This is a genomic window from Proteus penneri (genome assembly GCF_022369495.1).
GTDB lineage: Bacteria > Pseudomonadota > Gammaproteobacteria > Enterobacterales > Enterobacteriaceae > Proteus > Proteus penneri.
Map to the genome: position 1 here is coordinate 136,679 of NZ_CP059690.1, position 14,830 is coordinate 151,508.

The 14,830-nt window shown below is 39.3% G+C and carries 16 protein-coding genes and 1 other RNA gene; 6 read left to right on the plus strand and 11 right to left on the minus strand.

Features of this window, described 5'->3' with window-relative positions; genetic code table 11:
* Positions 1-4 precede the first annotated feature (4 nt).
* The gene (gene ureG, locus H1225_RS00650; RefSeq protein ID WP_006535303.1) at positions 5-622 is read left to right on the plus strand and encodes an urease accessory protein UreG; all 618 of its coding nucleotides are present in this window, start codon (positions 5-7) and stop codon (positions 620-622) included.
* Positions 623-734: 112 nt separating this feature from the next.
* On the opposite strand, the gene dolP is transcribed toward ureG, so the two are convergent.
* From dolP to H1225_RS00670, 4 genes are all read right to left on the minus strand, one after another.
* Entirely contained in the window at positions 735-1,313 is a 579-nt protein-coding gene (gene dolP / locus H1225_RS00655; protein ID WP_036933029.1) for a division/outer membrane stress-associated lipid-binding lipoprotein, read from the minus strand.
* 9 nt (positions 1,314-1,322) lie between these two features.
* Entirely contained in the window at positions 1,323-1,913 is a 591-nt protein-coding gene (gene diaA, locus H1225_RS00660) for a DnaA initiator-associating protein DiaA (protein WP_004245257.1), read from the minus strand.
* Positions 1,914-1,935: 22 nt separating this feature from the next.
* A complete protein-coding gene (locus tag H1225_RS00665) occupies positions 1,936-2,313 on the minus strand; it encodes a YraN family protein (RefSeq protein ID WP_109848412.1) in 378 nt (125 codons plus the stop codon).
* An 80-nt stretch (positions 2,314-2,393) separates the two neighbouring features.
* Positions 2,394-4,157, minus strand: coding sequence for a penicillin-binding protein activator (locus H1225_RS00670; protein WP_161727605.1), 1,764 nt, complete (start codon positions 4,155-4,157; stop codon positions 2,394-2,396).
* Between the two features lie 61 nt (positions 4,158-4,218).
* Between H1225_RS00670 and rsmI the strand changes: the two genes are divergently transcribed.
* Positions 4,219-5,097 (plus strand): 16S rRNA (cytidine(1402)-2'-O)-methyltransferase, encoded by an 879-nt coding sequence (rsmI, locus tag H1225_RS00675; RefSeq protein WP_006535297.1) that lies wholly within the window; start codon positions 4,219-4,221, stop codon positions 5,095-5,097.
* A 60-nt stretch (positions 5,098-5,157) separates the two neighbouring features.
* Positions 5,158-5,533, plus strand: an RNA gene (gene rnpB / locus H1225_RS00680) — RNase P RNA component class A.
* Positions 5,534-5,600: 67 nt separating this feature from the next.
* On the opposite strand, the gene H1225_RS00685 is transcribed toward rnpB, so the two are convergent.
* Positions 5,601-6,305, minus strand: a complete 705-nt coding sequence (locus tag H1225_RS00685) for a pirin family protein (protein WP_109399347.1) — start codon at positions 6,303-6,305, stop codon at positions 5,601-5,603.
* Positions 6,306-6,418: 113 nt separating this feature from the next.
* Between H1225_RS00685 and H1225_RS00690 the strand changes: the two genes are divergently transcribed.
* Positions 6,419-7,321 (plus strand): LysR family transcriptional regulator, encoded by a 903-nt coding sequence (locus H1225_RS00690; RefSeq protein ID WP_006535295.1) that lies wholly within the window; start codon positions 6,419-6,421, stop codon positions 7,319-7,321.
* 185 nt (positions 7,322-7,506) lie between these two features.
* Here H1225_RS00690 and H1225_RS00695 read toward each other — a convergent pair whose 3' ends face one another.
* From H1225_RS00695 to H1225_RS00715, 5 genes are all read right to left on the minus strand, one after another.
* Entirely contained in the window at positions 7,507-7,899 is a 393-nt protein-coding gene (locus H1225_RS00695) for a DoxX family protein (RefSeq protein ID WP_072063747.1), read from the minus strand.
* Positions 7,900-8,083: 184 nt separating this feature from the next.
* Entirely contained in the window at positions 8,084-8,389 is a 306-nt protein-coding gene (locus H1225_RS00700) for a YqjK-like family protein (protein ID WP_229096478.1), read from the minus strand.
* The gene (locus tag H1225_RS00705) at positions 8,370-8,780 is read right to left on the minus strand and encodes a phage holin family protein (RefSeq protein WP_006535291.1); all 411 of its coding nucleotides are present in this window, start codon (positions 8,778-8,780) and stop codon (positions 8,370-8,372) included. Before H1225_RS00705 ends, H1225_RS00700 begins: the two co-directional genes overlap by 20 nt.
* 6 nt (positions 8,781-8,786) lie before the next feature.
* Positions 8,787-9,092, minus strand: a complete 306-nt coding sequence (locus H1225_RS00710) for an ElaB/YgaM/YqjD family protein (RefSeq protein WP_006535290.1) — start codon at positions 9,090-9,092, stop codon at positions 8,787-8,789.
* 262 nt (positions 9,093-9,354) lie between these two features.
* Positions 9,355-10,014 carry a DedA family protein gene (locus H1225_RS00715; RefSeq protein WP_006535289.1) on the minus strand — a complete coding sequence of 220 codons (660 nt, stop codon included), beginning with the start codon at positions 10,012-10,014 and terminating at the stop codon, positions 9,355-9,357.
* 725 nt (positions 10,015-10,739) lie between these two features.
* Here H1225_RS00715 and sstT point away from each other — a divergent pair.
* A complete protein-coding gene (gene sstT / locus H1225_RS00720; protein WP_109399345.1) occupies positions 10,740-11,993 on the plus strand; it encodes a serine/threonine transporter SstT in 1,254 nt (417 codons plus the stop codon).
* A 107-nt stretch (positions 11,994-12,100) separates the two neighbouring features.
* Here sstT and H1225_RS00725 read toward each other — a convergent pair whose 3' ends face one another.
* Positions 12,101-14,119, minus strand: a complete 2,019-nt coding sequence (locus H1225_RS00725) for an NADPH-dependent 2,4-dienoyl-CoA reductase (RefSeq protein WP_161671104.1) — start codon at positions 14,117-14,119, stop codon at positions 12,101-12,103.
* Between the two features lie 270 nt (positions 14,120-14,389).
* On the opposite strand from H1225_RS00725, the gene H1225_RS00730 reads away from it, so the two are divergent.
* Positions 14,390-14,806, plus strand: coding sequence for a DoxX family protein (locus H1225_RS00730; RefSeq protein ID WP_109399343.1), 417 nt, complete (start codon positions 14,390-14,392; stop codon positions 14,804-14,806).
* Positions 14,807-14,830: the final 24 nt, after the last annotated feature.

Genomic DNA, 14,830 nt, shown 5'->3' on the forward strand with positions numbered 1-14,830 from the left:
CTATATGCAAGAATATAATCAACCACTACGTATTGGTGTTGGAGGCCCTGTTGGATCAGGAAAAACAGCACTGTTAGAAGTTCTTTGTAAAGCAATGCGCGACACTTATGAAATCGCGGTTGTAACTAACGATATTTATACCCAAGAAGATGCCAAGATCTTAACGCGTGCTGAAGCATTAGATGCCGACCGTATTATTGGTGTCGAAACAGGAGGTTGTCCTCATACTGCTATCCGTGAAGATGCCTCAATGAACCTTGCTGCGGTTGAAGAGTTAGCAATGCGCCACAAAAATCTTGATATCGTTTTTGTGGAAAGTGGCGGTGATAACTTAAGTGCGACATTTAGTCCAGAGCTTGCTGATTTAACCATTTACGTGATTGATGTGGCCGAAGGGGAAAAAATTCCACGTAAAGGAGGCCCTGGTATTACTCATTCTGATCTGCTGGTGATCAACAAGATCGATTTAGCACCTTATGTTGGCGCCTCATTAGAAGTGATGGAAGCTGATACTGCTAGAATGCGTCCTGTGAAACCTTATGTTTTCACCAACTTAAAAGAAAAAGTAGGCTTGGAAACTATTATCGATTTTATCATCGATAAAGGGATGTTAAGACGCTAACAGCTTGTTGAGTAAAGGCGAGTTTTAGTCGAGAAAGAAACTGACAGTGTCGGTCATTATTCACAAAGACCGATACTGTCAGAATAATACAAAAACGAGATTAGTAATGTGATCAGTTAAGGTAAGTAAATGCGGTGGTAACTTTAACAACCCCTTTGGTTTCACTGGCTATTTTCGCAACAGCCGCTCCTTCTTGGCGAGTTAAAATACCAAATAAGAACACTTCACCATTTTCAGTGATCACTTTTACTGACGATGATTTGACTGAATCACTGCCTAAAATTTGAGAGCGAACTTTGGTTGTTAACCATGTGTCTGAAGACGCAGTGCCTAATGTCACAGGCTCGCCTTGGCGAACTTCGTTATAGACGTTATTCACCCCTTCAACCTTACTTGCGACTTGTTTAGCCGTATTGGCAACAGACATATCAGGGCTTTGACCTGTTAACAGAATATTGCCTTGATAAGCGGTAGCCACAATACGTGAATTGCTTTTCTTGATCTGTTCGTTTTTGTTTAGAGCACCAGAAACACGTGCTTCCAAGGTACCATCGTCAACTTGTTGCCCTAATGAGCGAGGATCGGTTGCAGTTTTACCCGCAACTGCGGCAGTGCCGACAACAGCTGCGCCGATACAACCTTGCAGTAAAAGTGCAGAACACAGCACTGCGGTGATAGGAAGCAATTTCATAGTAACTCCTTAGTCATCCTGATGTGGGAATAATGTATTATCAATTAAATCGCAGAGACAATTGACTGTTAGCATCTGAACTTCCTGTATTCTGACGGTACGTTGAGATGGAATACGAATTTCAACGTCTTGAGGGCCTAATAATCCGGCAAGCTCTCCGCCATCATAACCTGTTAATGCAACAATGGTCATATCTCGTGTAACAGCGGCTTCAACGGCTTTAATAATGCTTCGACTGTTACCGTGTGTCGAAATAGCAAGCAGTACATCTCCAGCTTGTCCTAATGCGCGCACTTGTTTTGCATAGATTTCATCGTGTTGCTGATTCCCCATAATTGCAGTCATCACAACGCTATCTGTGTTTAACGATAATGCGGGCAAGCTAGGGCGCTCTGTTTCAAAACGATGGATCATGCTTGCGGCAAATCGCTGTGCTGTTGCTGCTGAGCTACCGTTTCCACAGCTTAATATTTTATGGCCGTTTAATAACGATTGAACCATCATCATGGCGGCTCTGGAAATGGCATCTGGTAATGCTTCTGCTGCTGCAATTTGAGTTTGGATACTCTCTGTAAAGCAGACTTTGATTCTATCAAGCACGTTAAGACCTATATAATCTAATTTAACGAATAAATTCCGTATAATCGAGAATGTTTTTTAACCATATTAACTGGCGTTGATTAAATGCACAAACATCAAATCGACAGTCTGAAGTCTCGATACTTTCTTGGCGTTGTGCTAACCAACACGTTGCTGTCCGCCATAAACGACGCCGTTTTGAGGTAGTAATAGAGCTTATTGCATCACCAAATGAGGTGTTATATCTAAAGCGAACCTCAACAAATACCCATGTCTTGTTTTCTTGCATAATAAGATCAATTTCGCCACAGGGATATCGGACATTACGCGCAATTAATATTAATCCTTGTTGGCGTAAATATTTTAGCGCTTTTTGCTCATAGTATAGTCCTAAAAAATAAGGACTTTTAGAAAAAATCATCCATGATTTCCTTCTTTCTCTTACTCATAAAATAAACCGCCTTTATGGCGGTTTATTTTAATGATAATTAAATACTTTTATTACTGTGTAACCGGTTCAATCTTACCTTGTTTAAATTGCATCCAAGGAAGTTGTCTATAAACAGTACAGTTGTTTTCAACATGTAATGAACCTGAAATACCATTAAAATGTAATGTGCCTTTTGTTAGATCATTGTAATTGTTTGCTAATGACCATGCATCAATTCCCATCGCGTAAAGACGCATTAATGAGTAATCGTTCGCAAATTTACTGGATGCTTTTTGCATTAACGGCAAATTAGCGCCAGTCATCAATGGAATATCACTAAATTGAATGCCATCCATCTCCATACGGAAATCAGGACCAGTTCCACCTTGGTTACTGCGTGAGCTAACATAAATGGGTGGACGCTTTTGGGTACTGATCGCCATATCAATCATTGGCTTAATTAAGGTTAATTCATCGCTAGTCGCAATGATGTAAACCGAATCAATCGCACCACCCGCAGATGGAATAGATTGAGTCTCTAATGGTAAAGGTGCATTAGCAGTTGGTAAAACCGGTGTGCCTGTCATGCGAATACCGACACCGCGATTAATCGATGCTTTTAAGCTTTCAACAGAACTAAAGGTTTGTTGTAAAACAGTACCGCCACCTGTACGTTGCCATTCATCAGCAAAAGTTTGTGCCATTCTTTGACCAAATTTATTATCTGGAACAATAATTAATGGATTTGCTTTTTGTTGCTGACGCAAATGCTGTGCCGCATTACGGGTTTCATCTTCTGGCGAAAGAGAGAAGAAACAGACAGTAGTTGCAGAAGGGATCGTATCTAACTCATTTAATGCTAATACGGGTAAGCCACTTTGAAGCTCAATGGTTTTCATGACTTCAGGTTTTAGTAGTGGACCGACAATTAAGTTGGCACCATCTTGTTGTGCTTTTTTCAGTAACACATCAATAGGCTGACTATTGGTATCATAAACAATCACTTGGCGAGAGTTTTGAGCAATAGGGTCAAGCTGAACGCTCATATTACTTGAAAAAGTATCCGTTCCTTTTTCTTCTTTTACTTGATTGGTTTCACTATTGTCAGTGGATTCTTTCGTTGTATCTGAATTTGTTGCAGAAGTTTCAGTATGGCTAATGCCTAATTCTTCTAAAATTGAAGCTAGGCTATCATCGTTTTTAGGTGTTTGAGATTCAGGCATCGCTTGTGGTTGTGGTAAGCCACTTTGCGCATCAAGGAAGCCTTGACGAATGGCTTCACCAAAGACTTTCGCTTGCCCTGTTAAAGGTAATAATAATGCGATTTGGCTATTCGTACTTACAGAAGGTTGTGAAAGACGTAATAATGAAGCTGGAAGTGTTAATGCAGCTGGATTACGAGGATAGCGAGTCTGCCATTCTCTGACTGCTGTTGATAATTTATCAGCATCATCTTTGTTGTATTCATAGGTATTGAGTAAATCTAACCAACCTTGCAGCGTATTTTCATCTGCTTTGATAACCACACTACGGCGTTGCTCTGGTGTGAGTTTGGTTAGTGTGAGCCATGTATCATCAATATTTTTTTGACGCAGTTGAGGATCAGTAATTAATGTTTCTAACCCAATATAGGCTCTAATAACATCTAAAGATGCTAGCCCTTGAGCATCATCAATTACTTTTTGATATTGTTTCATCTCCATTTCTGCTTTTGCAGCTGGAGTGAGAGGTTGTTCTTGTTGCCCCGTCAGGGTACAACCTGACATAATCAGCGCAGAGAGTATCGCAGTATAGGATAAACCTGTTTTAAAACGCACAAAAATTGAGGAAAGCATACTGTACCCAGTGATGTTTTATAATTATGCTCAATTTTAAATCGGTCATTCGGAATAAACAATGAATCAACCTAATCGAGCAGCGGTAACGACATCCACACTGTACATAGTACCCACACCTATTGGTAATCTGGGCGATATCACCCAGCGGGCACTTGATGTGCTGTCTCATGTCGATTTAATTGCTGCAGAAGATACCCGTCATACAGGGCTTCTATTACAGCACTTTGCCATTAACGCACGTTTGTATGCGTTACATGATCATAATGAACAGCAAAAAGCAGATCAATTAATTAGCAAATTACAACAGGGGCTAAGTATCGCATTAGTCTCTGATGCAGGTACACCATTAATTAACGATCCTGGCTATCATTTAGTCAATCAATGCCGTAAAAATGGCATAGATGTAGTGCCACTGCCTGGCGCTTGTGCTGCTATTACGGCACTTTCTGCCGCAGGGCTTCCTTCTGATCGTTTTTGTTATGAAGGTTTTTTACCAGCCAAAACAAAAAGCCGCCAAGATTGCCTACGTGAATTGTTAGAAGAACCTCGCACATTGATTTTTTATGAATCAACACATCGATTGCTAGATAGTTTAGCTGATATGGTGACAGTTTGGGGTGAAGATCGCTATGTAGTATTAGCGAGAGAACTCACAAAAACGTGGGAAACTATTCAAGGTATGCCTGTAGGGGAATTACTGAAATGGGTGCTTGAAGATGAAAACCGCCGTAAAGGTGAAATGGTATTAATTGTTGAAGGGTATGAAAAACCGGTTGATGATAATTTTTCACCAGAAGTGTTACGAACACTCGCGATTTTACAAAAAGAGCTACCACTGAAAAAAGCGGCGGCAGTCACTGCTGAGATTTATGGTGTGAAGAAAAATGCACTCTATAAACATGTCATTGAGCAAAATGGTGAAGCTCAAGACGAGTAAAGTGATTTTTTAGCTTCTTTCGCTATACATTTTCTCCCAAAATCCCTATAATCCGCACCCTGAGTTGACTAGACAACCGCTGCTTTATCGTTGTCCCTTCGGGGGAGACGGATAGAGGGGAGGAAAGTCCGGGCTCCACAGGGCAGGGTGCCAGATAACGTCTGGGAGGCGCGAGCCTACGACAAGTGCAGCAGAGAGTAAACCGCCGATGGCCTGTTTACAGGATCAGGTAAGGGTGAAAGGGTGCGGTAAGAGCGCACCGCGCAACTGGTAACAGTTTGTGGCATGGTAAACTCCACCCGGAGCAAGACCAAATAGGGGTTCTTATGGTGCGGCCCGCATTGAACCCGGGTAGGTTGCTTGAGCCAGCGCGCAAGTTCTGGCCTAGATGAATGGTTGTCCACGACAGAACCCGGCTTAACGGTCAACTCACCTCATAAAAAACCCTCGATTCACATTGTGTTTCGAGGGTTTTCTGTTTTTAAGCCAATCTAAATCAACTATCACGAAATAATATCAATAAACAAGCCACGAAATTCAGCCGAGCTTTTTAACGTGATGCTGTGGCTATCTTGAATAAAAGCGCCATCGCCACACTGGATTTGCCCATTTTCTTGTGTTGACGTTTGCAAATAGGTACCACCTTTTATGGATTGTAAAAAGCCTTTCTGTCCTTTTATTGGCAGTGTGATTTCATCGCCTGTTTGCAAATGAATATGATAAAGCCAAATGGTTTGCCTTAACATTAACGAGCCATCATCACCGGTTGGTGAAGCTAATAATTGATATTTTAATTTTTCATCTAATACCAATTTTTGTGAGGCTAAACTTTCTTGTTGTGGACAAGCATTTAACCACAACTGAATACGGGTTAATGGCGTATCAGGACTACTGTTTTTCTCTATATATGTATCAGTATTATGCGGTGAAATAAGTAAGCACTCATTTTCTTTTGCCGTCACAGTACGTCCCATATTATCAAGGTATGTTGCTTCCCCTTGAAGAATAAGATTAACCACATCAACATGAGGGTAAGTCTTTGCTTTAAACTCAGAATTTGGTGCAAGCATCTCTTGGTTGAGAACTCTTAGCGTGCCATAGTCTAAAAAATGAGGGTCAAAGTAGTGGCCAAAGGAAAATGTGTAGCGAGCTTGTAGCCAACCATAATCCGCTTTACCACACTGTTGTGCTGTTCTGTATTTTATCATAGCGGTATTTTTCGAGTAGGTTATCAATATATTTATCATAGAGGTATGGACTGTCTATTGTTAGCAAGTTAATCTGGTGCCTATAATCAAATTATTTGATAGAGATAAGTATAATGAGTAAAGACAAAGCCATTACGTTGGAATCTTTACGAGTGATGGATGCCATTGATCGTAGAGGGAGTTTTGCAGCGGCTGCTGATGAACTAAATCGAGTTCCATCGGCGCTCAGTTATACCATGCAAAAATTAGAAGAAGATTTAGATGTTGTTCTTTTCGACCGTTCTGGCCATAGAACAAAATTTACTAATGTCGGTAGAATGCTACTTGATAGAGGGCGTATATTACTTGAGGCTGCTGACAAATTAACCTCAGACGCTGAAGCCTTAGCAAGGGGTTGGGAGCCTCATATCACTATTGTTTGTGAAGCGCTTACTCCAGCATCTAGACTCTTTCCTTTGGTTGATAAACTGGCTGAAAAATCAAATACGCAACTTTCCTTAGTTACTGAAGTATTAGCGGGGGCATGGGAAAGTTTAGAAAGTGGTAAATGTGATATTGTGATTTCGCCCGATATGCATTTTCGTACTTCATCAGAAATTAATTTCCGCCCTTTATACAATACCACTAGCGTTTACGTTGCCAGCCCAGATCATCCCATCCATAACGAACCTGAGCCATTAGCCGAAGAAACTCGCTTGAAATATCGAGGCATTGCGATTGCAGATACAGCAAGAGAACGCCCTGTATTGACAGTATTGTTGTTAGATAAACAGCGCCGTTTAACGGTCAGTTCGATTGAAGATAAACGCCGAGCATTAATTGCAGGTTTAGGTGTCGCGACAATGCCGATTGATTTAATTGAAGATGACATCAAAGAAGGGCGCTTACGTGTTGTTGGCCCTGAATATCATCATGAAAATAATATTATTATGGCATGGCGCAGAGACAGCATGGGCGAAGCTAAATCGTGGTGTCTACGTGAAATACCTAAACTCTTTGCGAATGATAAAAAATAGTTTTGTTATTAGATAATTTTTATGTTTAGAGATAATCGCTCACAGAGTAATTGTGGGGATAACAGAAAAGAAGTTAATGAAAAATTATACTAATATCGTTAAAAAAGAACCCTATGCCTAAAACATAGGGTTCCTTATTGAGTTTAAGATCCCCTAAGGGATCTTTTTTATTTCTAAACTTATTATTACCAGTTTTTATTGAGAATACGATCTAAGCTCCATTTACCTGGGCCTGTGATAACGAGTAATAAATATCCGCCGGCAATGGTCATATTTTTCATAAACATTAATTGGTTCATGCCTTCAGCAAAATTACTGTGGAACAATAATGCGGTTAAGAGAGTAAAGACCGCGGTAAAAATTGCTGTGGTGCGAGTTAAGAAACCAAATAAGATGGCTAATCCACCACCTAACTCTAATAGAATAGTCAGTGGTAATAAGAAACCGGGAACGCCCATTGCTTGCATATATTGTTGTGTACCTTCGTAACCACCAATTTTTCCGTAGCCTGCGCTGATAAATAAAATCGGCATTAAAATACGGGCAATTAATAACGCAATGTCTTCAAATTTTTTCATGATGTTTATTCCTAATCAAATTCTATTATCTGCAATGTATATCTGTTTATATTTGTATTTTCGTTGGTTAATTTTCTATTTTTAGAATTAATAACCACGGCTACGGTGTGAGATATACAATAATGTGAATTGAGCGGAGAGGATATTAAGAAGAATTAACATTCTTGGACAAAAAAATTGAAGATTAATCAGAGGTTTTTTTGAAGGACTTTTGGATCGTACGAATTAAGCCAATTGCACCGATCGCGCGTTGCCCTAATCGTATGATTTTTTTAGGATGCTTAATGCTGTAAAGAGAAATAAAACTAGCTCCCACTAAAAGCGCCGGTTTTAAGGAAACTAAAATTCGCCATGCTTTATCATAAGGCTCTGTTACATCAAGCCAAGTTTGTGTGCTTTGTCCTAAGTCAGAGCGCTGTTGCTGAATTTTATTCAACAACAGCTTTTTACGTCTTGCGAGGATCGCCTGTTTATTTTGTCTGTTCATCATGATATTGCTCCAAAAGGCGTTTATCTAATTCTAATTGCTGGCGAGTATCGCCTAACAAGGTAGAATTTCGCGCTTTTCTTAATGTCATGATGCCGCCAATGAGCGCACAGAGAAGTAAAGTCGCCGTTGTGATGGCTAAAGCATAGACTCGATATTCAGGTGGAATAATCCAAAAAATCAGAATAAGTAGGCTCATTAAGCCAAAGGCGGTGAGCAACAAAGTAACACCAGCCATTAAAATAAGCTGGATCAGAGTGGTTTTTTCTTCTTCCAGTTCTATGGCGATTAATCGTAGGCGAGTTTCAACCATGCCTATCATGATAGCGCCAATCTTACTGAGAGAATTCAGAACCCCGGATGCGGGGCCCTGTGGTCTTTGAGTATCACTCATTATAAATTAGCGTTTTGCTAGTAAAACACCAAGAACAACACCAACAGCCGCACCAATACCGATACCTGTCCATGGATTTTCACGAACATAGTTATCTGCTTTTCCGGCGATTTCTTTGGTGTTATCGACAATCTCTCTACCTGCATCACTGAGTTTTGCACGAGAACCTTTTATTGCCGATTCTGCTTTGGCTCGTAGACTTTGGAGCTCTTCTTTGGATTTATCTGCAGAGGAGTTCAGTACTTCTTCTAGAGTATCAGCAAGAGATTTCAATTCACTGCGCAGATCTTCATTCGAATGTTGATGAGACATAAGTAACTCCTTTAATAGATATCGATGTGATACTTATAACAATAGACCAATTTTACCACTTAATGAAATTAAATAACGACTTATTGGTAAAAAAAAGAGATAAATCTTAATGGATATCCACAGTTAAAGGGATGAGGCGATGTTAAGGCGAGTATATAGCAAAATGAAATAAAGGCCTGTTCCAATAAATGAAGTAGGCCTTTGTCATTTTTCTTACTGTTTTTTATGTCAGTAGGAAAATCTTTATATTATTTGATAGATCTTATGCTTTCACTTTTTTCTTTTTGATGACAACCCAGATGCTACCAATTAATCCTATTACTAATAGGCAAACAGGTAATAGCATAAGGATATTCATTAAATGATGTTCATACTGACGAAATAGTGGGCTATTACCTAACATATAACCCAATGTGGTCAGTATGCCGACCCATAAAAGCCCACTTAACCAGTTGAAAATTTGAAAGCGAGTATTGTTCAATCCAGCAAGGCCTGCAATTGTTGGCAACAATGTCCTAACGAACGCTAAAAAGCGACCAATAAGTAATGCGGCTAAGCCATGACGATGAAAAAGTCCATGTGCACGCTGGTGGTAATGTTCTGGTAGATGTGATAGCCAACTGCGTACTAATTTAGTATTTCCAAGCCATCGACCTTGAAGGTAGCCCAACCAACACCCTAGGCTCGCTCCTGCCGTCAAAATGAGTAAGGTCAATGGAAAATCCATTGTACCTTTAGCAATTAACACGCCCACTAAAATTAGCAAGCTATCTCCAGGCAAGAAAGCTGCAGGCAATACTCCGTTTTCTAGGAATAGTATGGTGAATAATAAAATGTAGATAATCCATATTAATGAAGGATTAGCTAAGGTTTCGTAATCTTGGTGCCATAGCGCCAAGAATAGCTCTCTTACGATTTCCATATAAAAGGCTTCCTAAAACTGAGTCATTTGGGGGTAAATATAAAATCAATAGGTGTTGTAATCTACTTACCCATTTTCTACTTCATAGGGTCTATTTTTCATTGTTTAAAACAGCAACACTCTAACAAAATCAGGAAAAACTAGACAGAAAATTTTTTAACTCAATAACGATATTACTTACACATGGATATTGGATCTCGAAAAATAGACATTAAATCTCTTTTTGAGTTCAGAATAGGGCGTTTTTAAAGAGAAAAACTCAAGAGGATGGATAATACAATGGGGTGTTTTCTATTTTATAGCGATCATAAAAGATAAATTTTTAATATTAATTGAGAGAAATAAAACGTTATCTTGTTTGACTTTCTTGTTTATTATTTATTCAATTCAAAGATGAGCACGGTAGATAATTGTTAGTGATAATGTTAATAAAAAAGAGGGATGGTTGATTAAGAAAATCAAAAAACAGAGAAATAAAATAAAAAACAAGTAAGATGATTAGGTATAACCTACTGATAATAATAATTTCTTTCATTTCCGATCGGTATACTAAAAAGAACAAAATCCTATTATGATCACAGATATGTTATTTATTTGTTAACAATAACGGTTAATGCTGTATATTTTGCATAATCAGCTTTTCAGCGCGATTCAATTCCTTATACTGGCATTGCAAACACTCAAAAATGCCTTTTTTAAATATTATTTTAAGTAATGGAATAGCTATGGATAAACAACAATCCAGAGTCTTCAGCCTGTTCTTTAAGGGAAGTCTCGTTAAACAAATACTCGTTGGTTTAGTTGCAGGGATCTTACTGGCTTGGTTAGCACCAGAAGTTGCCAAGATGATGAGTCTATTAGGTACTCTGTTTATTAGCGCACTGAAAGCTGTAGCGCCTATCTTAGTATGGGTACTCGTTATGGCTTCGATAGCTAATCATCGTCAAGGGCAAAAATCGAATATTCGCCCCGTATTAGTTTTATATCTGTTAGCAACATTCTTTGCTGCATTAACCGCAGTTGTTGCTAGTTTTGTGTTCCCATCAGTTTTAACGTTAGTTGTTAGTGAATCACAATTGTCACCACCTGAGAATATTGCTGAAGTGCTTAAAGGCGTATTAATTAATGTGGTCGCAAACCCTGTTGATGCGCTTATCAATGGTAACTATATGGGCATTTTAGCGTGGTCTATCGGTTTAGGTCTGGCATTACGCCACGCAAGTGATACCACTAAAGCCTTAACGCAAGATTTAGCGGATGCAGTGACAAACTTAGTCCGTGTTGTTATTCGTTTAGCACCTATTGGTATTTTTGGTTTAGTGTCATCAACTATCGCAACGACAGGCTTTGAAGCTTTAGCAGGTTACTTGCATGTCCTTGCTGTTCTGATTGGTTGTATGCTGTTTGTCGCTTTAGTTGTGAATCCAATAATTGTATTTTGGAAAATTCGTAGTAACCCATATCCATTAGTATGGGCATGTCTGCGTGAAAGCGGTGTAACGGCTTTCTTTACACGCAGCTCTGCGGCAAATATTCCTGTGAATATGGCAATGTGTCGCCGTATGAATTTAAACGAAGATACTTATTCTGTTTCAATTCCATTAGGTGCGACCATCAATATGGGTGGCGCGGCAATTACTATCACTATTTTGACATTAGCCGCAGTAAATACATTGGGTATGCCTGTTGATGTGCCAACCGCATTGTTATTAAGTCTTGTTGCTGCGATTTGTGCTTGTGGTGCATCGGGTGTTGCGGGCGGCTCTTTACTGTTAATTCCACTGGCTTGCGGCATGTTTGGTATTAGCAATGATATCGCTATGCAAGTGGTTGCAGTGGGGGTAATGATTGGTGTGTTACAAGATTCAGCAGAAACAGCATTGAATTCAGCTACGGATGTTCTCTTTACTGCAACAGTCTGTATTGCTGAAGATAATCGTATTTCAGATAATCCATTAACTGAAAAAAATAATGGGTAAAAAGGGTAAGTAGTAAGACAGGAAGAGCTGTAAAAATAATAATCAATAATAAAAAATAGAACCCCACATTTATGTGGGGTTTCTTTTTGCTCAAGCACTGGAAAGGATTAAATATTGAGAGCTAATTCGGTTCCTTGCCTAATAGCGCGTTTTGCATCTAATGCGCGTGCATCTTTTGCTCCGCCAATAAGATGAACAATTTTGTTTTCTTTTTCTAGAGGTGCGAATAGAGGGTGATAAGCGCGTTGCCCCGTACACAATATAATATTATCAGCCATAAGAAGCTGTTGTTTTCCATCTTGTTCAATCACAAGACCTTCTGGTGTGATTTTTTGATAATGACAATCTGTTAAGAATTTAACGCCTTTTTTCTCTAATGTTAGCCGATGTATCCAACCCGTTGTTTTACCTAAATTCAACCCTATCTTTCCGGCTTTACGTTGAGTCATAACAATCTGTTTATTATCATCTTTTAAGTGATTTTCTGGTTTTATACCACCACGATATGAAAGCGTTGGATCAATGCCCCATTCTTTGTTAAAAGCACAAGGACTTAGGCTACTGCATTGCCCTTTTTGAGTAAGATAAAGACCCGTATCAAAGCCAATACCTCCGCTACCAATGATCACTACATTTTTACCCACTGGTTGATGGTGTTTTAAAACATCAAGGTAAGTTTTAACTATCTCATTATCTTGTCCTTCAATGTCAGGGCTATGGGGCGTAACACCACTGGCTAAAATAACTTCGTCAAAGTGCTCAAGATGATGAGGAGTCGCTTCGGTATTATTTTTAACAATCACACCAGTGAGTTGTAGCTGTCGTTTAAAGTAGCGTAAGGTTTCCTTAAATTCTTCTTTTCCGGGAATTTGGCTAGCAATATTCAACTGCCCACCAATAACATCTTCTTTTTCAAACAGTGTTACATGGTGACCACGTTTAGCCGCTGTTATAGCAAAAGATAATCCCGCAGGTCCTGCGCCAACAACAGCTAACTTTTTGGGTTGTTGAGTTGGAGTAACCAGAAGTTCGGTTTCTCGACACGCGAAAGGATTAACAAGACAAGATGCTGTTTGCCCTGAAAATATTTCATCAAGGCACGCTTGATTGCAAGCAATGCAAGTATTGATTTCATCTTCGCGCCCCTGTTGTGCTTTAAGTACAAACTCAGGATCAGCAAGAAAAGGGCGAGCCATTGAAACCATATCGGCACAACCTTCTGCCAAAATAGCTTCTGCGGTTTGTGGTGTGTTAATTCGGTTGGATGTAATCAGTGGAATATTCACTTTACCCATTAATTCACGCGTTACATTCGCAAATTGGCCTCTCGGTACCATGGTCGCTATTGTTGGAATTCGTGCCTCATGCCAACCGATCCCTGTATTGATCATTGTGGCGCCGGCTTTTTCAACGGCTTTGGCAAGATAAAGTACCTCTGATGCATCTGAACCATTTTTAATTAAATCCAACATAGAAAGACGATAAATAATAATAAAGTGATCACCAACAGCTTTTTTTATGCCTTCAAGAATGCGTAAAGCGAAGCGACAACGATTTTCAATATTACCACCCCATTGATCGTCTCGCTGATTGGTGTGGCTGACTAAAAACTGATTAATCAAATAGCCTTCAGAGCCCATTATTTCAACACCATCATAGCCCGCCTTTTGGGCTAATTGAGCACAGCGAATGTAGTCATTAATAGTTTGTTCAATTTGTTCATGACTCATTTCTGTTGGCATAAAAGGGGTTATTGGCGATTGAATAGCCGAAGGGGCAACTAAGTTAGGTTGGTAACTATAACGACCTGTATGCAAGATCTGTAAAGCAATTTTGCCTCCTTGCTGATGAACGGCATCAGTAACAAGCTGATGAGTCGCTAGTTGGTTTTCAGACATTAATGTTGCAGCGTGTGGTAATAACACGCCTTGTTTATTAGGAGAGATCCCCCCAGTCACTATTAATGCAACACCAGCAGCTGCGCGTTGGGCATAAAACTGTGCAAGTTTTGGGGCATCATTCGGATTTTCTTCAAGTCCAGTATGCATAGAGCCCATAAGAATGCGGTTTTTAAGTACAGTAAACCCTAAATCAAGAGGCGAAAATAGATGAGAATAATGTGCCATCAGATACCCTTTTCAGACTGGTCAGATGAGATATCTATTAGCATAACGAGAAGTGAGTGATTAAGAGTTTATTATGTTAACAAGTTGTGATCTTAATCATGGAAAAGGTGAGTAGAGGGCGATAAAGCAATAATAATCTAAGTGATTACTTAATGAGAACAAATAGTGATAATAAAAATCACACTCATTCATAATATTTCATCATATAATATAGTGTACCTACAAATACGTATTAAAAACACACATCACTATTTTGAATTTGGAGACGTTATGATTAATAAATTTAATCAACTTGTTGACTGTTCTGACTTAGGTAAATTGGTATTACGTGTTTCTCTTGGAGTTTTAATGTTATTACATGGGCTTCATAAAATGGAACCGGGTGGGTTAGCAGGTATTCAGGGGATGTTAGCTAATTTTAATCTACCCGCCTTTATTGCCTACGGTACGGTGATTGGGGAAGTCGTTGCACCTATCTTACTGATCATTGGCTTATTTACTCGTGTTTCAGCATTTGTTTTAGCCGGTACGATGTTTGTTGCTATTTTGATGGTTCATTCTGGTGATCTATTTGCATTAAACCCTAAAACAGGGGGATGGGCTCCTGAAAGTGCAGGCTTTTATTTATTTGCCGCGATTGCGGTGATGTTTTTAGGTAGTGGTCGGTTTGCAGTTAAAAAAGATTAATAAATCTAATAGTCAATAAATTTG